The 24,827-nt window shown below is 35.4% G+C and carries 5 protein-coding genes; all 5 read left to right on the top strand.

Translation table 11 applies throughout. The features are described 5' to 3' along the window. The 5 genes from H2650_RS02870 (at window position 1) to H2650_RS02850 (ending at window position 24,781) form a co-directional block, all read left to right on the top strand. Window positions 1-3,561, top strand: a complete 3,561-nt coding sequence (locus H2650_RS02870) for a type IX secretion system membrane protein PorP/SprF (RefSeq protein WP_188049248.1) — start codon at window positions 1-3, stop codon at window positions 3,559-3,561. Between the two features lie 256 nt (window positions 3,562-3,817). Continuing rightward, window positions 3,818-20,104 (top strand): T9SS type B sorting domain-containing protein, encoded by a 16,287-nt coding sequence (locus H2650_RS02865; protein WP_223151063.1) that lies wholly within the window; start codon window positions 3,818-3,820, stop codon window positions 20,102-20,104. Between the two features lie 47 nt (window positions 20,105-20,151). Then, complete coding sequence (locus H2650_RS02860) at window positions 20,152-21,126, top strand: type IX secretion system membrane protein PorP/SprF (protein WP_188049246.1); 975 nt, start codon at window positions 20,152-20,154, stop codon at window positions 21,124-21,126. A 153-nt stretch (window positions 21,127-21,279) separates the two neighbouring features. Further along, entirely contained in the window at window positions 21,280-22,467 is a 1,188-nt protein-coding gene (pgk, locus tag H2650_RS02855) for a phosphoglycerate kinase (protein WP_188049245.1), read from the top strand. 298 nt (window positions 22,468-22,765) lie between these two features. Next, window positions 22,766-24,781 carry a LysM peptidoglycan-binding domain-containing protein gene (locus H2650_RS02850; RefSeq protein WP_188049244.1) on the top strand — a complete coding sequence of 672 codons (2,016 nt, stop codon included), beginning with the start codon at window positions 22,766-22,768 and terminating at the stop codon, window positions 24,779-24,781. Window positions 24,782-24,827 lie beyond the last annotated feature (46 nt).

Here is a 24,827-nt window from a genome sequence, read left to right as displayed (position 1 = left end):
ATGAAGAAACTTTTACTATTCATTATCTTTTTTTACGTTTCAAATCAAATACTCTATTCTCAAGACATAGTCAAAGAGGATGGAGTTGTTTCGTTTACATTACCAATCAGAAATTCATTAAAATTTAATCGCTTTTTAATCAATCCAACTTTTAGTTTTGTTCGGGAACAAGGGAGTACTATTAGCTTTTACAACAAAAGACAATGGGTTCAATTCGATAATGCTCCTCAAACTTATATGTTTGGTTATTCAGGTCGTTTTAGAGAAAATCAAGGGGTTTCTGTGGGTGTTTTTCAACAAAATTACGGAGTTTTAACCACCTTTGGAGGTGTCCTAAATTTTGCTCAAAACGTAGAATTAGATCAAGATAGTAACTTAACTTTTGGATTAAATTTAGCCTTTTATAAAAGTGGTTTGAATACTGCGAAAGTTATTACGAATTATCCAGATCCTTCATTAGATAATATTCCTTCTAATTTTTTATTATCTATTAATCCAGGAATTAATTATGGTACAGCCTTCCTAGATTTTGGAGCCTCTATTAATAATGTATTCTTGTACAATATTAAGACTTCAAAAATGGTTCAGGATGATCCTGAGAAAAGTATTGAGTTACATGCAATGCATACAGGATATTTAGAAACCAATGGTTTTTTTGATAGAAGTAAGTTTTCTGCTTTGGTAAGAACAGAGCTTAAAAAAGAAAAAACAGTTATCTCAGGATTGGTCATTTTTGCTATTCCTAGTGGTGTTTGGGCACAAGGTGGATACAATACTTTGTACGGAATGTCTGGAGGTTTGGGTTTAAACTTAACTCCAAAAATTTCTATCGAATATAATTATGAAAAGGCTACTGGTAGTCTTTCTAATTTTGGTTCTTCACATGAAATTTCCCTTGCCTATAAATTTAAAAGTAACAAATACTATCAAGATGATGATGAGATTGAAGGCGCTATAATCAACACGACTCAAGCACCAAAAAACATTGCTAGTAAACCAAAACCTGCTGTAGCACCAAAAAACAATGCAGTTGCTGATGCAAAAGCTAAGTTAGAAGCGGAGAATAAAGCCAAAGCAGCTGTACTAGCTCAAGCTAGAGCAGATGCAGCCGCTAAACTTAAAGCAAATGAAGATGCAAAAGCTAAATTAGCAGCAGAGGCTCAAGCAAAACTAGCGGCAGTAGCACAAGCTAAAGCAGACGCAGATGCCAAAATTAAAGCAGACGCAGCAGCAAGAGCAGCGGCATTAGCACAGCCAAAACAAACGGAAAACGATAGAATCAAAGAAGCGCAGGCAAAAGCAGCAGCACTAGCTCAAGCTAAATTGGATGCTGAAGCAAAAGTCAAAGCAGATGCAGACGCAAGAGCAAAGGCTCTAGCTCAAGCCAAAGCAGCAACACTAGCCAAAGAAAAATTGGATGCTGCAGCTACGATTAAAGCCGAATCAGATGCCAAACTATCAGCTGAAGCGCAAGCCAAAGCAGCGGCATTAGCTAAAGAAAAACAAGAATCAGATGCTCAAGCGAAAGCAGCGGCAGCTTTAGCCAAAGAAAAATTAGATGCAGCAGCTAAAATTAAAGCGGATGCCGATGCCAAACTATCAGCTGAAGCGCAAGCCAAAGCAGCAGCACTAGCTAAAGAGAAACAAGAATCAGATGCAAAACTATCAGCTGAAGCGCAAGCCAAAGCTGCAGCATTAGCTAAAGAGAAACAAGAAGCAGATGCTCAAGCGAAAGCAGCGGCAGCCTTAGCCAAAGAAAAATTAGATGCAGCAGCTAAAATTAAAGCGGAATCTGATGCTAAACTAGCTGCGGAAGCACAACTAAAAGCAGCAGCACTAGCAAAAGAGAAACAAGAAGCCGATGCTAAACTATCAGCTGAAGCGCAAGCCAAAGCTGCAGCATTAGCTAAAGAGAAACAAGATGCAGATGCGCAAGCAAAAGCAGCGGCAATCCTTGCAAAAGAAAAATTAGATGCAGCAGCTAAAATTAAAGCGGAAGCCGATGCTAAACTAGCTGCGGAAGCCCAACTTAAAGCAGCAGCATTAGCTAAAGAGAAACAAGAAGCAGATGCTCAAGCGAAAGCAGCAGCAGCCTTAGCTAAAGAAAAATTAGCTGTAGAAGCGAAAATTAAAGCCGAAGCCGATGTAAAATTAGCGGCAGAAGCTCAAGCTAAAGCTGCAGCACTAGCTAAAGAGAAACAAGAAGCTGCCGCTAAGATTAAAGCGGAGACTGATGCTAAATTAGCGACAGAAGCTCAAGCGAAAGCTGCAGCATTAGCGCAACAAAAATTAGAAGCAGAAGCTAAAGCCAAAGCAATAGCAGACGCTAAATTGGTTGCAGACGCTCAAGCAAAAGCAGTAGCACAAGCGAAAGAAAAATTAGAAGCAGAAGCTAAAGCTAAAGCAATAGTAGATGCTAAATTGGCTGCAGAGGCTCAAGCCAGAGCTACAGCATTAGCAAAAGAAAAAGTCGAAGCAGAAGCTAAAGCAAAATTAGCAGCGGAAGCGAATGCTAAACTAGCTGCAGAGACTCAAGCAAAAGCAGATATAGAGAATAAAGCAAGATTAGCACTTGAAGCTCAGGCCAAAGCAGCTGCTTTAGTTCAGGAAAAATTAGATGCGGAAGCAAAATTGGCTGCCGATGCCAAAGCGAAAGCAATAGCATTAGCGCAAGAAAAAAATATTTTAGAAGGCAAGGACGATAATGCCAGAGCCATGAAAGATTTGAGTCAATTTATAACGGAATCTGAAAGTGGTCAAAAAGATTTGTTAAGTAAATTAGATGCAACAGTTGCTGAAAGAGATAAAGAACTTAATGAATTAAAAGAGGAAAACGATTTAAGTGATAAAGGAATCTTTAAAGAGCCTAAACCTTTCAAAAGTATTTCTGCACAAAACAATGCTCTAGCTGCTTTACAAGCTAGTATTGCTGAGTTAAACAAAAGTCAAAATAATAAAATTGTTTCATTAGAAAATTTATATAATGAGAGACTTAAAAAAGGAAATAAAAATGATCCAACTACGCTGTATTATTTAAAAACTATTGAAGCCTTAAAAGCAGATCAAGCTAAAGTTTTACAGACGAATACTAATTTATTAGCATCATTAGAAAAAATTAAAGTGGAAACTGAAATCGAAAAGAAAAGAAGAATCAAACGTGCTTCTTTTGAAAATGATCAAGGTCGCTACGCTAATGACATGGCAACCCTAAAACGTATTAAAGAAACAACGCCACTCAGTAAAGAAGTATTTAAACCGCAGGATTTTAATTATGGTGAAGAACAATCTAATATGCAGATCATTAAGAGTATTAAGAATGTTGAAGGTGGATATTATTTAGTACTAGCAGTACACAGTGATGTTGCCAAAAGAGATGAATTCTTACGAAAAGTGGTTGCTGCAGGAGAGAAAAATATTAATTTCTTTTACGATGTAAATACAAGTAAATATTTTATTTACTTTACTAAGTTTGACTCTATTGAAGAAGCAAAACAAGTGCAAGATTCAAAAGGGAATAAACCTTATAATGGAAAAATGGTAATGGTAAGAGTCGAAAATTAGTATCATGAGCAGTAAAGTTTAATACAATACAATAATTCTAGAATTGGTGTAAAAACCAATTCTAGAATTTTATATATACATTTTTATCAAATTAAAAGTGAAAAAAAATCTAACTTTTGTTAGAACAAAAAACAGTTAAAGTACAACCACAATCAAATTATTTTGATTGAAAAAAACCAAGTTATGGGCTCCCAAATCCTCCCAAAACTTTAATACAATAAATACCATGCATAAAACTACTTTTTTTAAAATAAGTTTGTTTACTATTATTTTTTTACAAAGTTTTCTTTCCTATTCGCAAAACATAGTATCTTATGTTTCAAAACATGAAAAAGATGTTGCAAAAGATATTTTTCAAATAGGGAAAGTAAATTTTTTTTCAAAAAACTTCGAGAATTCAAAGGAGGAAATTAATGCTACATTACCACCAGATCCTAGTATTAATCCAGTAATAAAGTATGCACAATTACCGTATTCTGGACAGGTCTCTGAATGCCCAAATGATGGAAGGCTACTGCCGAAGTTATTTTTATGTGGAGGGAATGATTCTAGAATGATTGAAACTGGAATAATAGATGCTAAATCAATTATTTGGGAAAGATTTATTTCAGGTGGTAGTTGCTCTACTGTATCTAATACTGATTGTGCAAACTTAACTGCAAGCCAATCTTGTTGGGTAAAAGTATCAACAGGTATGGATTTTTTAGCAAATGCAGCAGGTCAATTTCGTGTTACTATTTTAGATAAAAATTCTACTCCCTACACACACTATTTTAATGTTTATCAAAATACATTAATACCAACTGCTACTACTAAAAGTGATATTGTTAATTACGGGAGTAGCTGCAAAATTGCTGGAAAAATAACTGTAGGAGGATTTGGTAATGGATATGAGTATAGTTTTACAACTACTGGTTCTCCAGGAACATGGCAGGATAGCAATGTTTTTATTACTAGTACACCAGGAAATTACACTGCATTTATTAGAATCAAAGGTGTAATCGGGTCATGTGAATTCAAGGTAATTAATTTAGATATTAAGAATGTCAATTTTTCTGTAGTTACAGAAATTATTTCTCCAAAATGCAGTGGTGCATTAGGAAGTATCAGAGTTATTTCTAGTGATGTTAAACAACAATACAAATACAAAATTACAAAACCAGGTTTTACAGCTACATCTAACTTAACAGGTGATTCGGAGTATATTTTTACGGGTTTAGCTTCAGGTAGCTATAATCTTGAGACCACTGTTGAAGGTTCTAACTGTATGATAGATTCTAAAACAGTTAATATTGTTGATGCTCCAAATGTTATCAAAGCTTCTGCGAGAATTTCAAACGATTTAACGGCTTGTAATGATACAGGTATTATATTGGTAGAAAATCTAAGTGGAGGAACTACACCTTACACATACTCAGTGAGTATTGATGGAGCTGCATTTGTCAATAATGGTACAAATAAAAGTATTATTACATCAAAATCGGGTATTTATACTATTCGTGTCACAGATGCAAATGGATGTTTCATTGACACAAAGGTTACAGTTCCTGTTGTTGACAAGCCTATTTATACCGTTACTAAATCCGATGGTAGTTGTAGCAGTCCGAACGGTACAATAAAAGTTACAATAATTGATGCTAAAGGTTATAATGTTAATGCTAGAATTAATGGAGAAACTTATAACATTGTTAATGGATACATAGAATATCCTAATCGTGCTCCAGAAAACTATATAATAAGTGTTCAGTATAGAAAGGGTAACAACGGTAATTATTGTATTGATCCAGACATTCCTATTTCAATTGGGCTAACTACTGCATTGACTGCATCTGCAGGTGTTGCAGAATTATCGGGTTGTGGACCAGCAGGAAATGAACTTCAAGGTAAAGTTAGGATTACGAATGCTGAAGGTGGGGTTCCCATTTTAGCGCCAAATCCAGGTCCTTATTTGTATAGTTATGATAATCAAAGTACTTGGACAACGTCAAAAGAGGGATTTATAAATCCAGGAAAAAACATTATCCTTTATATTAAAGATGCAAATTGTATAGTAGCATTAGATCCAATTACTCTAGGTGAAAAACCTCTAGCTCCGACCATTAAAGTTGATAGTCCTTCTTTTAATTGTGATGGGACAGCAACCACCACTGTAACAGCCATCAAGAATGGAACTGAAAGTTTTAGTTATGAGTATTATTTAGATGGAGTTCTCAACACAAATAGTCCTACTAACGTTTTTAAAAATGTAAGTCAAGGAGATCATACGGTTACAGTAAGTTATAATGTACTGAGTGTTCCAACAGAGAGCGTTTTATTGCGAGAGACTTTTGGGTCGGGACCAGATGTAAGTTCGCCGGGTATTAATGCAGCTTTTTGTTGGGAGAGACAAGTAGAAGCAACAAAATGTAATGGAAATAAATTATTTGGTAATGGTGAATATACGGTTACCAATTCATTAAAAAACAATCCATATAGTGGATGGCATAATCCTATAGATCATACAAGTGGAGGAAAAGATCCTAATGGAAGATATTTAGCAGTTGATGCTGGATCTGCAATTCCGAATAATGCAGTGCTTTATAGAAAAACAATTAAAGACATTATTCCAAACCAACCAGTAAAGGTTACATTTGTTGGTACAAACTTATTAAAGATTGGAAATAATCAGCCAGATGCATCTCTTACTGTAGAATTGCAAGATGCGAATGGAGTAGCTTTGGACTCAAAATCTACTGGTGGTATACCTAAAACTAATGGCTGGGTAGAGTATACAAGAATAATTAATCCAGGCAATAATACAACTTTGGATTTTGTATTAAGATTAGAAATTTCGCAGGTTGATGGTATTGATTTCGCGGTAGATGATTTGGTAGTTACTCAAATGCCAAAGGCATGTAACACAGTGGCTGCTTTTCCTTTAGTTGTTGACGGGAGCAAAGCTTTTTCAGCTGGAATAACAGGATACAAAGATGTACAATGTAATGGTGAAACAAATGGTGAAATAACTTTATCAGCCAAAAATTTTGATCCAATAAAAGGGTTTCAATATCAAGTTGGTACTGGTAGTTGGCAAACTGTAATACCTGGTGGTGGTGCGACAAGTGGTAGTAAAACATTAACTAGTTTGCCTAGCGGTATTTATATGATTAAAATTCGTTACGACAATACTGCTAGCAGTTGTACTTTCCCAGTAAGTCAAGAAATTAAAAACCCAGCTGTTTTAAAAATTAAAGCTGATGTGACGACAAAGGCCACTTGTCTTTTTGGAGCTACCATTACTGCCGAGGCATCTGGTGGAACTCCAGGATATAAGTACGAACTTAGAAAAGAAGATGGTACAACAATTGTGCAGCCTTTTCAGACTTCGGGAGAATTCACTAATGTATTGGTTGGGAAATATACCGTTGTTGCAAAAGATTTAAATTCTTGTCAATCCGCAGTTTTAGCAAAAGTAGAAGTGGTTGCTGCAGTGCCACCAACTGCTTTATTTGAACCTTCAAATCTGTGTTTTGATTCTACTGCAGAAATTAAAATAAAAATAACCGGAGGTGTAAGTCCTTATACTTATACTACAATATATAATGGTGGAACGAAAAGTAATTCAAGTGCTACTTTCAATGGACCAATCCTTACATATAATGTAACTAATGCAGGAACCTACGAATTTGAAATCACCGATAGCTACGGTTGTAAAACCAATGTACTTACTCAAACGATTAGTGCTAAATTAGTTACGGTAACTCCAGTTACAACTCCTTTAAGTTGTAAGCCAGCACCTGCCAATCAAGCTGTCATTACAGGAACAATTACAGGAGGTAAAGCACCATTTACGGTAACGCTTACTGCGGGTTCAAATACTGGTAGTCTTGTACAACCTACAGCTGTTACAACTACTAATGAAAGAAAATTTACCTATACTACTGCAGTTTCAGGAAATTACAAATTTAAGATTACTGATGCCAATAATTGTACAACAACAAGCGAAGCTACTATTGCGGCCTTAAATCCTTTAACTTTAGGATTTAATAATGTAAACCCAAAATGTAATGGTGCTTCGAACGGATCTGTATCATTGATTCCAGATGGTGGATCAGGAGTTTATACGTATAGTAAAGATGGGGTTCTTTATGATAATACTATTCTTTATACAGGATTGAAAGCTGGTATAGAATACACCTTTTATGTAAAAGACAGTAATAAGTGTATCACTACTTTAAAGGTTAATTTAGTAGATCCTTCAGTAGTAATTGCATCTGCTAGTATTCCATTACAAACTTGTGGTAACTCTACAATCGTTACTGCTTCTGGAAGTGGTGGTGCAGGATTAGTAACTACAGATTATACGTATAGTTTTAAAGGAGGTGGATATAACACTTCTAATACTTACACAGCAACCAAAACAGCAATTGGTTACGATCTTAATTATTCGGTAAAAGATGCTAATGGTTGCACCAAAGATGGTATAATAACAATACCGGCTTATAATCCACCGACTGGAATTACTTTTTCGACTCCAGCAGCAATAAGCTGTCAACCTGGTTTTACTACAACAAGTATAACATTGACTCCAGTTGTAGTATCCGGAACAGGAGTTGCTCCTTTTACCTACAAAATTATTTCTGGACCAGGAACTGCAACTTTAAATGTAACTGGATTAAATAGTGGGACATTCACAGGTTTAGTATCAGGAGATTATACTTTTGAGATAAAAGATGCAAATGGTTGTACCAAACAAGCTTCAACAGCAATAGCTCCAGCTGCAACAATAGCGGTTTCAGGAGCAAAAACCGATGTGAAATGCGTTGGTAATACAGATGGGACAGCAACTTTTACAGTAACTGGCGCAAGTAGCTCAGGGAATTTTACTCATACAATAAGTCCAATAGTTCCTGTGGGTCAAATTAGTGTAGTAGGAGACGTAGTATCAGTAACAGGATTAAGTGCAGGTATCTATAAATTAACAGTTACAGATAAAGCAACAGGTTGTACATCAAATACTGCCTCTGTTACAGTTGGTGCTGCTACAGCAATTACAATTACGGGTGTTACTGCAACCAATGTAAATTGTGGTCAATCTACTTCTACTATTGTGGTTACTGCCAGTGGTGGAAAATTAAATTATAAGTACGCTTATGTTATAGCAGGAAGTGGAATGCCTGCTGCAAATTTATTTGATATAAATAATACAACAATTAATACAGGAGTAACACAATCTAATTTATCTTGGGATGTATATATAATGGATCAAAATGATTGTACAGCTGGTCCATTCACATTCCCAATTTTTAGAGATGCTTCACCAAGTGTAAAATCGCCTGCACCAGCTACAATCTGTTTTAAAGCTGGAACACCAACAGCGATAGATGTACGTACGTTTTTTAACCTTGGTACAGGTGCTCATACTTATACTGTAAACACAACTGAATTAGGATTGGGTGTTACAAATTATAATATTACGGCCGACGGAACCTATACTGTTATAGCAAAAGATGCAAAAGGATGTACTGCAACAGCGACTTATGAAGTAAAACCAGAGTTAACTATTACTGCAACCAGAGTAAAAGATTTAACTTGTGATAACGATGCTGAAATTAGTTTTGTAGCTTCGGGAGGAACAACTGTTTATTCTACTTATGAAGTACAACTTAATGGAACAGGTACGTGGACTACCGTAACTTCACCTTTTATAGTTACTGCCTACGGAATTTATAAAATTAGAGTTACGGATAATGCAAACCCAAGTTGTGCAGCAATATCAAACCCAATAACAATAACTCCGAACACTATACCAGGATTTAGTCATAACGAAACTCAAGTAAGCTGTAATGGCGGTAGTAATGGAGTGATCAATATTACAAACCCAACAGGAATACCACCATTTACTTATTTAATTACCAAAGGGGCTACAACTTTTTCGACTGCAACTGCAACTGGTTTACAAGCAGGTATTTATAATGTACTTATAAAAGACGGTAAAGGATGTCCACATTCAGAAGATATTACAATTTCTGAACCAACTAAATTAGCAACAACAGCTTCGGTAACTACTAAACTTTCTTGTGGAACTAATAATGCAACTCAAGATGCTATTATTACTGTTGTTCCTCCTACTACTGGAACAGGACCTTATAAATATAGTTTTAATGGAGGAGCGTTTGATGTTGTAAATACATATTCTACATCAGTTTCTGGAGATGTAACAGTACAAGTTCAAGATAAAAATCTTTGTACTTTAGCAACTGCTTTGACTGTGACTGTGGCAGGATTAAACAGTCCAAAATTAGATCCTATTACAGGTATTACTGGAACTACTATTTATTGTACTCCTGTTGTTAATAAAACAAGTACAGTTACTGTTACTGCAACTGCAGGTACGGGAGTTGGAACGTTAACTTACACAATGGTTTCTGGTCCAACTACTGGAAATACTACTGCAAATCCTGGAGAATTTACTGATTTAACAACAGGAAATTATGTTTTCAAAGTGACTGATGCTAACGGTTGTTCTGTTAGTGGTTCCTATTTTGTAAAACCTCTTGTAAGCATTACAGCTTCTTTAACCTCTCAAGTAAATGTTGCTTGTAAAGGAGATAGTACAGGTTCTGCACAAATTTCAGTTTCAGGATTTGGTACAGGAACGTATACAGCAACGTTAACAATTGGTACTGGAGCAGTTCCAGTTGGTAGTATATCTACCAATACAGTAGATGTAACAGGATTAGCAGCAGGAGCATATACACTAAAACTAACTGATGATATTACGGGTTGTACTGCAGATGTTATATTTACTATAACAGAGTCTAATTTAACTTTAGCATTAACATCAAATAAAAATGCAAATTGTAAGCAACCCTTATCAAAAGTTACCGTAACAGGTGGTGGTGGAAAAGGACCTTACAGCTATGCTTATATAACTTCACCATCACCTGCAAAACCAGCTGCCGGAGATTATGTTTTAAACAAAACTAGTGCAGATTTAGATCCTGCAACACCAACTTGGTACGCTTGGGTAAAAGATGCTAATGGTTGTGAAACTTCTTTACCAATTACTATTGCTAAAGATAAAGATCTAGCGATAAATTTACCAGCATTACAATGTTTTGTTGGAACTGCTTTTAACATTACCCTTTCTGTAGATCCGCTTAAGCCAGGGACTGGAGCTTTAACTTACTCTGTAAATGGGGTAACAATACCAAATGATGTAGTAGCTGGTTTGCCAGTAAATACTGCAACTTATAGTATTACAGCTGCTGGAACTTATAAATTAGAAGTAAAAGATGCTAATAATTGCCTTTCTACTGTAGATTATATTGTAAATAAGCAAATATTCGCGGCGGCAACTCCTGATAAAGACCTTACTTGTTCTGCACCAGTCGCAGCCTCTATTACAGTAAAAATGACGAATGGAACAGCTCCATTTACTTATCAAATGTATGATGGCAATACAGCAGTTGGTGCTATTGCTAACGCTCCAACTTCTACTTTTACAGTAAATACTATTACTACAGCAGGAAATTATAAATTTGTAGTCACAGATGCTAATGGTTGTTCTGTTACAACTAATGTACTTCCTGTAATAGTTCCAGTTAATCCTGTAATTATTAGTGTAACAGTTCCGTTGGGTAAAGAGATAACATGTAATGGAGCAGCTACTGCTAGCATAGATATCGTTATAGATAATACAAAGGGACAAGGACCATATGTTTTTAATGTAAAGCAATATACAGATGTAACATATAGTGCGGTTCTAAAAGATTTTACCACTCAAACTTCAGGTTTGCCTGCAGGATTTTTTGAAGTTACAGTTACCGATGCTAAAGGTTGTACAGATACAATGCCTATTAAGATAAATGAGCCGAATCCTATTGATGTACAATATACACCAACTAATATTACATGTGATCTTGGTGGGTCAGGTAAGACAAAAGGAAGAATAGAGGTAACCAGCATTACAGGTGGAACGACCACACTAACTGATAAATATAATGTTTATGTGTCGAATGATTCTGGTTATTATGAAGAAAGATTAAATGTTAGCCCAACAAGTACACTTAATAGTGAAATTTTTGACATTATTGATTTTGGATTATATCAAATAGTAGTAACTGATGTAAATGGATGTCCTTGGATTGAAAAAGATATTATTATTGCTCAACCACCAGGAGGTTTAGGACTTACAGTGAGCGCTACACCTCCAGTTTGTGGAAGTTTAGGTTCAGCTGAAGTTAAGGTAAATACTACTTTTCCAGGAGCACTACCTTTTCATTTTTCTATTTATCAACCAGGTAGTCAATATACTGCACCACAGGTTGGTGTTTGGTATGATGAAGATGCTCCAAATAGTTTAAAAACGACAATACCAAATTTGATTCCTGGAGTTACTTATACGTTTATTGTATATGATGAAAATACAAAATGTTACTATTATGAAACTTTTGTAAATACAGTTCCTTCTAGTTCTACTTTAACTACAACTGCAACACCTGTGCCAATAACGTGTAAAGGATCAGCAGATGGTTCTGTTAATTTAAGAATAGAAAGTGTCTATACTGTACCTGTTAATGTATCTTATGAAATTTTTAATGCAGGAACATTAGTATCTACAGGAATTATTGATTCAGGGACTGTGCCTGCTCAAATTACTTCGCCATCGGTTATAAACGGTGTGCTAAATGTTACTAGTTTAGGAGCTAAACCTACTTACGCTGGATTGGCTTATGGCACATATTATGTTTTGATTAAAGAAACTTCTGGTCCAAATGCTGGTTGTACTGTAACTACAGTTCCATTTAGTATCACACAATCTGCAATTGCTTTATCACTTCCAGCACCTACAACAAAAAACTCTAATACTTGTGTGGCCAATGCAGGAATTATTACAGCTATTGCGAGAGATGGTACAGCAACTATCACAAATCCTTATTTATATCAAATTTTCCCTGATGATTTAAATGATGGTATAATTAGTGGTACAGATCCGGATCCTTTAAATGCTACTTTTTCGGCTTCATTCACTGTTGCAATGACTGCAAATACTTTTGCAAAAGACAAAGGCGATTATATTGTTTATGTAAAAGATGCTTATGGTTGTATTCAGTATGCATTTGTAACATTAGTAGATGATTTACCTCCAGCAATCACAGCACAAACACCTCCGTGTTTTGTTGCAGGAATGAATATTCCTTTAGATTTTTCAACTTTTAGTTCTTCTACTATTGGTACTCCAACGTATAGCATTAATGGTACTCGTTTTCAGCCAAGTCCTAATTTTACGATTAGTGCTGCAGGAACCTATTCTTTAGAAATTAAAGACGGTAATAATTGTATTGCTCGAACTCCTTATGTTGTTAAAGAAGAATTAACCCTTAGCCCAACTGTAATTACACCATTAGATTGTAAAACTGTTGCGCCAAATGGAGCCATTACTGTTGTAGCGGATGGCGGAGATAATACGGCTTATGCTTATACAATTACGGCAGGTACAACTATAAATACCTCTGGAGCGACCTCTGGAGTCTTTACTAATTTAGCTGCTGGGACATATAGTTTCCTAGTTAGTGATGGTAATTGTACAGCCACAACTACAGCAAAAATTGATGCCTTAGTTCCAATTGTTCCAACAAAAAAAGTAGCTACACCTGCATGTATAGGCAATAGCGCCAATGTTGAAATAAATGCTACAGGAGGAACTGAAATTTTTGAATACAAAAAAGGAGCATTAGGAACTTATTCTACTACAAATATTTTTTCTCAGACTGCTTTAGAAGGTACAGTGGCTTATTATGTTAGAGACTCTAAAGGTTGTGAAGAAACAATTGATGTTCTAGTAACAGATCCAACCCCAATCACTGTTTCAAATATTGCTACTGTGCAAATGTTATGCGGTGGTGGAAATCTTCCAACTGATGCAACTATTACGGTTACTGCTGCTGGAGGTACTGGAACTTTAGAATATAGTTTTGATAATGGTGCACACTATTCTACTAATAACGTTTTAACTACAAAAATTTCGGGTTCTTATACTATTATTGTTAAAGATGCAAATGGTTGTACTTCGGTAGTTGCTGCAATACCTGAAACTATTGCTGCGCTAGATCCTCCAGTGATTACTACATTTGATAGTACACCAATGACTTGCCCTGGTTTGGTGAGCGATGTAACTATTAATCATACTCACGGAATAGGTACACTTACTTATACATTAGTTTCTGGTCCTGCTCTTGCTTTGCCTAATACTACTGGAGACCTTTCAGGTATCTATTTAGGATTAATTGCTGGAGATTATGTATTTAGAATTACGGATGGTAATGGTTGTACGGATGAAGAATTTTTCAATGTGCCAGTATTACCAAAGTTAAAATTAGCAGAACAAGTTGTCGCTAACGTTAATTGTAAAGGTGGTGCAACAGGTAGTGCAACATTTACAGCAAGTGATTTTGCTGTGCCAGCCAATTATAGTTGGTCGGTGACAGCTTCGCCAGCAGGATGGGTTTCTTCTAGCAGTAAAACTTTAGATGTAATTACTTTATCTAATTTAATTGCTGGAACTTATGCCGTAAAAATTACAGACAATACAACACTTTGTGATATAACTAAATCGGTTATTATTACAGAGCCAGCGGCTGATTTATCTATAACTGCTACCGCTAGTAATGTAAATTGTAATGATGCTCTTTCAGTATTTACTATGGTACCAGTTGGAGGAACTGCAAACTACGAATATGCTTTTGTTGAGGGTGGGACAGCGATCCCTCCTACAGTATTTAGTGGAAATACAACATTAGATACTGCAACATTAGGAAATGCAGTAACAGTTGGAGCTTTAACAACTTGGAGCGTTGATGTGTATGTAAAAGATGCTAATGATTGTACTGCTATGGTCAATGTTTCTGTATCTAAAGATGTTGCACCAACTATCTCAGTTCCTGCACAGCAATGTTTTACAGGAACTGATCTAACAGTTGATTTAAATGGTTTAACAACAGCTCATAATGCGACTAAATTCTATACAGTAGATGGTGTTGATTTAGCTACATCAACAGCCATATTTACAGCTCCTGGTACTTATAAATTAGGGATTAGAGATGATAATGGTTGTGAAGCATTTGTGAGTTACACTGTTCAGAAACAGTTACTTATAAAAGTAGAACTTACTAAGGATTTATATTGTGCAAGTCCAATTGATGCAACTATAAAAGTAGATATTAAAGATGGAGTAGGAACTTATTCTACTCAATTGTATTCAGGAATAGCGCCTGGAGGTACTGCTGTAGGTGTACCCTATACAACAGCAAGTTTTACAGCCAATGTTTCTCTTGCTGGTGATTACTATTTTGTAACTAGAGATAGTAATAGTCCTGCTTGTACGGTAACAAGTGATAAAGTAACGGTTACAGATCCTGTAAAACCAGTAATTGATTCAACTCCAATAACATCAGCAATACAATGTACTGGAGGAACTGCGACAATGCAAGTTATTTTAGATCCTTTAACAGGAGTAGGACCTTATACGTATACGGTGACTAGAACTTTGCCAACTGCTGGTACTCCAGAAGTTCAAGTTTCTAATAATATATTTACGGGATTAATAGCGGGTACTTATGATGTAGTGGTTACGGATGCTATAGGTTGTATTTCAGCTACTTTCCAAACAGTAATTGTTGAACCAGTTCAATTAATAGCTACAATAGTTCCATTTGCAATTAAAACAAATTGCGATACTGCTACTACTGTAAAAGTGATTGCATCTGGTGGTACTTTGCCGTATTATTATGATTTTGGTAAAGGGTATGATACTGTAGATAACATTACTGTTAATAATATTAATGGTACTATTCAAACAATTAATTATACGGTAAAAGATGGTAATGGTTGTGAAACTGCAATGCAATCTGTAAACGTTAACCCTTTAAACAAACCAACAGATTTAGCTTTTGATGCTACCCCAATTTATTGTTTGCCAGCTGCAAATCAAACGAGTACTGTAGATGTGAAAGCAACAAATGGAGTAGGAGGGTTATCATTTCAAATCATTGCAACCAATACAGCTACTGCGCCAACATTATTTGGACCTATAAGTGTTCCTGATTCTTCGATAGCGGCAAGGTTCTCAGGATTACTTCCTGGTGATTATACTTTTAAAGTAACAGATGCTAATGGTTGTTCGTACCAAGAACTTACCACTGTAGACGATGGTATTAAAATAGCCGTTAGTGGAGAAGTTGTAGGTGTTGCTTGTAAGGGTGAAGTGAACGGAAAAATTACTTTTAAAGTTTCTGATTTTGGAGCGACAGGATTTATTCACAGTTATACTGGACCAACAGGAGGCACCGAAACTTTAGTAGGAACGGACACAATTGAATTAACCAATCTGATAGCGGGTACTTACGGAATAAAAGTGGTAGACAATACCACTCAATGTGAGGCTACTGTTAGTATAGAAGTAAAAGAACCTGCTGTTTTAGATGTTAATTATGTGACAATTAAAAATGCCAATTGTAATAGAGGTTTTGAAATAAAAGCAACTGCTTTTGATGGTACACCGGGATATACTTATGCTTTTGTAAAAGCTGGAGATACAAAAGTATATGATGTTTATGATACTGCTATTTTAGATCCTGCCTTCCCTTGGACACTTTGGGCAAAAGATGATCACGGTTGTGAAGTTTCTATGCCAATAATGATTGTTAAAGACCCAATGCCCGTAATTACAAAAGCAGAACCTACACAATGTCCGAGTACTACAGGTACTTATGATATTACGGTATCAGCTACAGGATTTACGACAGATTTAGAATACAGTCTGGATGGTAATACATGGCAACTGAACAACAATATATTAACTGTTCAAACAACAGGAAATCATACTGTTTATGTTAGAGACGCCAACAAATGTGTGGTTACAGAAACGGTAACTATTTTAGAACCGTTACAATTGCTATTTGATCTTACTACTACTCCAACTTGTATAAATGCAGATGGTGTAGTAACGTTGACGGCTTCTGGTGGAACAATCGTACCAAGTTATGAGTACAGTATTGATGGTACAAATTACGTTGTATCAAATGTATTTAGTAATCTTGCTCCAAAAGCGACTCCTTATACTTTTTATGTGAAGGATCTGGGTACACTGTGTATTAAATCAGTAGACGTTCTTATTGAAAATCCAACTCAAGTTATCGATTTCGCCTTGGCGAAAACGGATGTAATTTGCAACGGAGAAAGCAATGGTATTATTACGGTGAATATGGTTACTCCAACAACAACAGTAAACAACAATCCGGTTTATACTTATTCTATTAATCCATCTCCACTTGGAATGTTATTAAAGAATAACGTATTTAGTAATCTTCCTGCTGATACGTATACTGTTACAGTAACTTCTGGAAGAGGGTGTTTTGTTGATAAAGTTATAATTGTTGACAAACCAGCTCCAATAGTTGTTGCAGCTCCAACTGTATCAGAATACGGTTGTACAACAGGAAACGGGACTAATGACGCTACAATTACTGTAGCAGCAACTGGTGGTTCTTCTACTTATACCATTTATGAATTCTTAAGAGATGGAAATCCTATCCCAGTTCAAAGAGTTGATAATCCTATTTATACAGAAACTGATTTACTAGGAGGAAATTATGTAATCAATGTTTATGATAACAATGGGTGCATAGGTACTACTACCGCAACGATCAATCCATTTATTGGTTTAGACGAGATTGATGTTATTGTAGACACTCCAATAACTTGTATTACATATACTGAAGACATAACTGTTACTGCTAGTACTATTGGTGGTGTTCCTGCTAATGTTACTATTTTAGTTGAAGATGTGATTACGAATACATCCACTAATCCGCCAACAAGTATTTATGGCACTGTATATACAAATTCTCAAACTGTAACAACATCTAGTGCCTCTTTCACTGGATTACCAGTTGGAAGTTACAGAATAACAGTTACAAACCCAACTACAGGATGTAGTATCAAAACGATTCATTATGTAAATGAACCTAATACTTTTTCTATTGTTGCCAGCAATGTTAAAAACGTTACTTGCTACGGTAGTTTAACAGGAAGTATTGATTTAACTATGGTTGACGATCAACCAAACCCTGGTAATGCGGGTGCTTTTAGTTATACTATTACGGGTCCAAAGCCTAGCAGTGGAACAACTTCGGGAGTAACGCTGAATCTTTTTGATTTGCCTGCAGGAGTTTATAATGTAAAAGCTAAATTAGTAAATACTCCAAGTTGTGAGGTCGAAACAAACTTTACAATTGCAGGGCCTACAGCGGAATTGGAAATTTTTTCAACAGCTACTCCTATTACCTGTGATCCAGGAAATGACGGAACAATTTCGGTTTCTGCAGATGGAGGTTGGGGAATATATCAATACGAGTTGGTAGGGCCTGTAAGTGTACTTTACTCTGATCAATTTTATTTCGAAAACCTAACTCCAGGAACCTACACTGTAAATGTGAAGGACTTATACGGATGTATCAAGACAGCAACAGTTACATTAAAGATTCCTGATCAAATTGTGTTTACTGCAAGCGCTACAGCTACTACACTTTTATGCAACGGCGGTAATGATGGAGAAATAGTAGTGGGTCTTCCAACGGGAGGTCAAGGTACTAACTATTCGTACATACTAAATTACGTTTCAGCGAATCCTGTTTTCTCTACAGCACCGCAAACTAGCAATGTATTCTCAGGATTGAATGCAGGAACATATACTGTAAGCGTTGTAGATGGATTAAATTGTGTTTCACAGCCTACTTTAGATATTGTAATTGGAGAACCAACCAAGGTTGAAGCTTCTTTAACACTTGCAACTGGTATAACCTGTGAAGATGATGCGACACTTACTTTGAGTGCAACTGGTGGAACAGGTCCATACGAGTATAGTGTTGATCCAAATTTTGCTACCATCGAAGGAGGTTTTTTATCAACAATTACTTTTGCAGTAGGATTAGGAGATCATCAATATTACGTAAGAGATTCAAAAAATTGTGTGAGTTTTATCTCAAACAATATAACTGTAAATGCATTGACACCTTTAGATCTTAACTTAGACTTAAGTAATGCAGTCATTTATTGTAAGAATGATGCTTCAGGAACTATTGATGCAAGCGGTGTTGGTGGTTTAGGAGATTATAAATATACATTATTGAGCGGAGATGGATTAGGTACGGTAATTCGACCAATTCAAAGTGACGGTTATTTCGATAACCTTCCTCCGGGTAGTTATATTGTACGTGTTACTAGTGGTGATTGTAAATTCGAAACACCAAACAAAATTTTAATTAAAGAACCTGATACGAAATTAATTGCCTCAGCAGTAGGAAGTGATATAACTTGTAATGGTTCTGATAATGGAAAAATTGTAATTACTGCTTCAGGTGGAACAGGAAAAATTAAATATGCTATATCTCCTAATTTAAGTCAGTTTGATGATCAATTTATATTTGATCGTTTAGCTCCTGGTACCTATACTGTTTTGGTTCAAGATGAAAACGGATGTATTGGGGATGGACCAATAGATATAACCATTAAAGAACCTTTAGAATTACTTAGCGACATAGCTGGATCTATCAAAGAAGAGTTCTGCGCTGGTGATAAAGATGGTGCATTTAGTATTGACATAGAAGGAGGGACACTTCCTTACAGTGTGAGTTTAGATGATAGAAACGGAACCTATACCACAGGATCACTTACGCAAACGTTCTTTGACTTTAAAGAATTAGCTGGTGGAGATCATACGGTTTACATTCGTGACGCTAATGGTTGTACTACAACTGTAACCGCACCATTAAAAGAATCAGTAACGATGAATCCAAAAGCAGTTGTACAATACTATTGTGTAAACAATGCTGCTGCTAATACAGTTACAATAACTATTGATGATAGTATCACGGATCCTTCTGAAGTAGATTACGCTATAGACGGCGGAACTTTCCAAAGCTCTAGTATATTTACTAATGTGGCTCCTGGTTTCCATACCGTAATAGCAAGAAATTTAAATGGTTGCGAACAACCAACCGTAAATTTTGAAGTGATTCAAGTAAATCCATTGACATTAGTGTTAAATGATGGTGGCCTAAATGAGATCGTTGCTGTTGCAACAGGTGGTGGAGGAAACTACACTTATACTTTCAACGGCGAGAACTACGGTAGTACTTCTAGTTTTATAATTTACAAATCAGGAGATTATACCGTTACCGTTACAGATGCAAATGGTTGTACTGCAACGGCTACTAGATACTTTACGTACATCGACGTTTGTATTCCAAATAATTTTACTCCAAACGGAGATAATATAAATGATACCTGGGCTCCTGGATGTACTGTAAACTATAAAGACTTAGTTTTCTCTATCTTTGACAGATACGGTCGTAAAATAGGAACATATCGTGTAGGACAAGAATGGGATGGAAAATACAACGGAGAAGAGCTTCCATCAGGAGATTACTGGTACATTCTAAAATTGAATGATAAAAAAGACGATAGAGAATTTGTGGGTCACTTTACGTTGTACAGATAGATTTACCAAAACTGATGATTGTATTCTCTTAATTGAAAAAAAATAGAATGAAAAAAATAATTGCCTCATTACTACTCTTGACTGTAACCTACAGCTACGGTCAAGAGTTAAATTTACCGGTTTTTACTCAGTATTTGGCTGATAATAACTTTGTCGTTTCTCCTACTTTTGCGGGTATAGGTGATAATTTTAGAATTAGAGCAAATGGATTGACGCAGTGGGTTGGGATAAAAGATGCTCCCGATAATCAATCGGTTTATGCTGACTTTAGAATTGCTGACCAATCGGGTGTTGGTGTCTCTTTATACAATGACAGCAACGGATATACCAGACAAACCGGAGCAAAGGTTTCCTTTGCCCACCACTTGATATTAGATTATTATTCCAAGCAATATTTGTCTTTTGGTCTTTCGTATAACATCAACACATTTAAAATTGATATTGATAAGTTCAATACCACTTATGAACGTCCAATTCCAGATGCTGCTATAACCAATAACAGATATGTAGCCAACAATAACTTTGATGTGGGACTTTTGTACCGTAATAAAGGGTATTACATCAGTTTTAATGCTAGTAATGTTTTAAGCAAAAATGCAGATCGTTTTGTTGGAGTAGAGCCAACTTTACTTTTAAACTATCAGATCTATTCTGGATATGTTTTTAAAGTTCCTGGTGATGGAAGAGCCGAGATTGAACCTTCAACCTACATTCAGTATTTTGCAAGTGATAAGCGTTCTAGTACCGATTTAAATGTGAAGTACCGTAAGTACAATCGATACGATGATTATTATTGGGCTGGAATTTCATATCGTTTCTTAAACGATCAAGTAGCTAAACCTTTAAATGTTGGTCCAATGTTGGGTCTTAAAAAGTCAAGTTTTTATTTTGGATATTCCTACCAACTGACATTAAATCAACTAGCGGCTTATAATTCAGGAACTCACGTGGTAACTCTAGGATTTGATTTCTTACAAGGAGTTAGTAATTGTCCTTGTACGCAAAGTCCAGTTCATGATTAATGAATTGCTTTTTTAATTTTTTAATAATTTTTTAAAATAATTATGCATTCAATTTTCAATTATAAGGTGTAATTCATCAATTTTCAAAAATAAACTCTTTTAAAAATTTTATATTTGTTGAGCTATCAATGAAAATAAACTAAAAAATATACAATGAGAACTTTAAATGATTTTGATTTCAAAAATAAAAAAGCAATAATTCGTGTTGATTTTAATGTCCCTTTGGATGAAAATTTCAAAGTGACTGATGCCACGCGTATTGAAGCTGCAAAACCAACCATTGATGCTATTCTTGCCCAAGGTGGAAGTGTTATTTTGATGTCTCATTTGGGGAGACCTAAAGGAATTGAAGAGAAATATTCTTTACAACATATTTTGGCAAAAACTTCTGAAATTTTAGGAGTGCCGGTTCAGTTTGTATCCAACTGTGTGGGAACAGAAGCTAATACTGCTGCAGCCAATTTGAAACCTGGTGAAGTACTATTGTTAGAAAACCTACGTTTCCATAGTGAAGAAGAAGCTGGAGATGCTGCTTTTGCAAAAGAGCTGGCTAGTCTGGGTGATATTTATGTAAATGATGCCTTTGGAACTGCTCATAGAGCACACGCTTCAACGACTATAATTGCTCAGTTTTTTCCAAAAGATAAATGTTTTGGTTTGCTGTTAGCCAAAGAAATTGAAAGCTTGAATAAAGTTTTAAAAAATAGCGAAAAACCAGTTACAGCAGTTTTAGGAGGATCTAAAGTTTCGTCTAAAATTACCGTTATCGAAAATATTTTGGATAAGGTGGATCACATGATTATTGGTGGGGGAATGACTTTTACTTTTGTAAAAGCACTAGGAGGTAAAATTGGCAATTCAATTTGCGAAGATGACAAAATGGAGTTGGCACTAGAGATCTTAAAACTAGCCAAGGAAAAAGGGGTTCAAATTCATCTTCCAGTTGATGTTGTGGCTGCGGATGCTTTTTCTAATGATGCAGCAACACAAATTGTAGCTGTTGATAAAATTCCGGACGGATGTCAAGGATTAGACGCTGGGCCAAAATCATTAGAAAAAATTAAAGAAGTAATACTAGCCTCTAAAACTATTCTGTGGAACGGTCCGTTAGGCGTGTTTGAACTTGAAAATTTTGCAAATGGAACGATTGCCTTAGGTAATTTTATTGCTGAAGCAACTGCAAAAGGAGCTTTTTCTCTAGTTGGTGGAGGGGATTCTGTAGCAGCCGTAAAACAATTTGGTTTAGAAAATAAAGTGAGTTATGTTTCTACAGGTGGAGGAGCGATGTTAGAAATGCTTGAAGGCAGAGTATTGCCCGGTATTGCTGCAATCCTTGACTAATTATTAAACAATATAAATTCTTTTTAGTATTATAAAGCACCATAATATAGTCTTAAAAAACTGTTAAACAATTCTTAAAACCTTAACGATACTGTATTGTTAAGGTTTTTTTGTTTGATAAAATTACGAATAGTATCCTATAAACTATTTTCATGCAGAATTAGTCAAAAAATACGCACAATTAAGCTAAATATTGCATTTTTAACATTTTTTGCGCGGGATTTTAGATTTTAGCTATTATGTTTGTAAATTATGCTTTTTCTAATCATTTGAAATATAGCTATTTGATCACAACGTTATGACTATAAAAAATACCACCTTATCTTTTTTTCTATTATTTTCAGTACAGATATTTTCACAGCAGAGTTATGAAAACAGAGTAATTGATAAATTTGAACCTAAATTATCCTATCTTGATTCTATCAAGAAAACATTTGTTAAAAATGAATTAGCTGCCCGAGTAGATAGCTTATGGATGCAGGAACTGACAAGTTTAGACCTTTATAAAACAATATCAGAAGACATTGAGACTATTAATATAGACGCCGATGTGGATTACGAATTGCCAACGGATCTTTTAAAGGAAAGATTAGCGGCAATGGATGCCAAATCTCCTTTCAATATTGAGTACAATCAAGGTTTAGAAAATATTATCAAATCGTTTTTGAAAAATAGGAAAAAATCTTTTGAGCGATTAATGGGTTTTTCAGAATATTATTTTCCAATTTTTGAAGAAGCTTTGGCCAAACAAAATGTTCCACTTGAGATAAAATACTTAGCTGTTGTAGAATCTGCATTAAATCCAAGAGCAATTTCTAAAATGGGCGCCACTGGATTATGGCAATTTATGTATCATACCGGAAAGCAATACGGGTTAAAAATCGATTCTTATATCGATGAACGCAGCGATCCTTTAAAATCTAGTGCAGCCGCCACACAATACATGACAAATATGTACAAAATGTTTGGCGATTGGGATTTGGTTTTAGCCTCCTATAATTCAGGACCTGGAAATGTTGCCAAAGCGATTCGACGTTCTGGTGGACAAAAAAATTACTGGAACATTAGAAAAAATTTACCCAAAGAAACGCAAGGTTATGTTCCCGCTTTCCTTGCTACAATGTATCTTTATGAATACCACAAAGAACATGGTATTGTACCACAAAGAGCAGCTGTAAAACATTTTGCTACCGATACCATTAGAATTAAACAACAAATCACCTTTAAACAATTAGGGGATTTGTTAGACGTTCCAATCGCACAATTGCAACTTTTAAACCCATCGTATAAACTTAACATTGTCCCTTTTTATAATGATGAAAATCACTATTTGAGACTTCCTCAAGATAAAGTAGCTATTTTTGCTTCTAATGAAGATAAAGTTTACGCTTACACGGAGTATGAACTAGACCAAAGAGAAAAGCCATATCAAGCCATAAAAGCGCTAGCTAGTAACAATAGTAATAATTCTAACTTTAAGACTTCTAAACTATCAAAAACCACTTATTACAAGGTAAAACGAGGAGACAACCTTGGTGCTGTAGCCAATAAGTATGATGTTTCTATTGCTCAATTAAAAAAATGGAATAATCTAAAAGGAAATGCAGTTGCTTATGGAAGAAGTTTAAAGATAATAACCAACCAGAATGAAGTGCAAGCCGTTAAGAAAGAAGTTAAAAATGATATTATTTCTGAAATTACTACTTCAAAAAATCAAGCTTTAGCTGCTAAGTCAAATAAAAATAGTGATGCGAGTCCCACAGATGCAGGTTCACAATATATCGTTCAAAAAGGAGATAATTTAGGTGCTATAGCCCAAAAGTATAACGTAACAGTAGCCCAACTTCAGGAATGGAACGGACTCGCAAATAATAATGTACAGTATGGCGTTGCTTTACAAGTTTCTCCAAAGGAAATGGAAACTAATGAAGAAGTAGTGGCTAAGCAAGAACGTAAGGATATCGAATACATCGTTCAAAAAGGAGATAATTTAGGTACAATTGCTACTAAATTTGGAGCTTCATTAACGGAATTGAAACACTGGAACAAACTTGCAGATAACACGCTTACTATTGGAAAAACATTAATTGTTGCCAAAGATGAGGTGGTAATTGTTACAGACAAAGCAACTGTTGATTCTTTTAAAAACAAAACTACAAAACAAGCTACAACGGATTATTACGTTAAAAAAGGAGACTCCCTTTTTAGTATCGCAAGAAAGTATCCTGGAACAACTATCGCTGATTTAAAAAAATGGAATGATATTAGCAATGAAGATATTAAACCTGGAATGAAGCTAAAAATAAACGGATAATACAATAAACTTCTATAAATTTGGGTTTTATTTCTTAATAAAGTAG

The organism is Flavobacterium sp. GP15, from assembly GCF_014281985.1.
GTDB classification, from domain to species: Bacteria; Bacteroidota; Bacteroidia; order Flavobacteriales; family Flavobacteriaceae; genus Flavobacterium; species Flavobacterium pygoscelis.
This window is presented reverse-complemented; position numbering and strand designations above follow the sequence as displayed.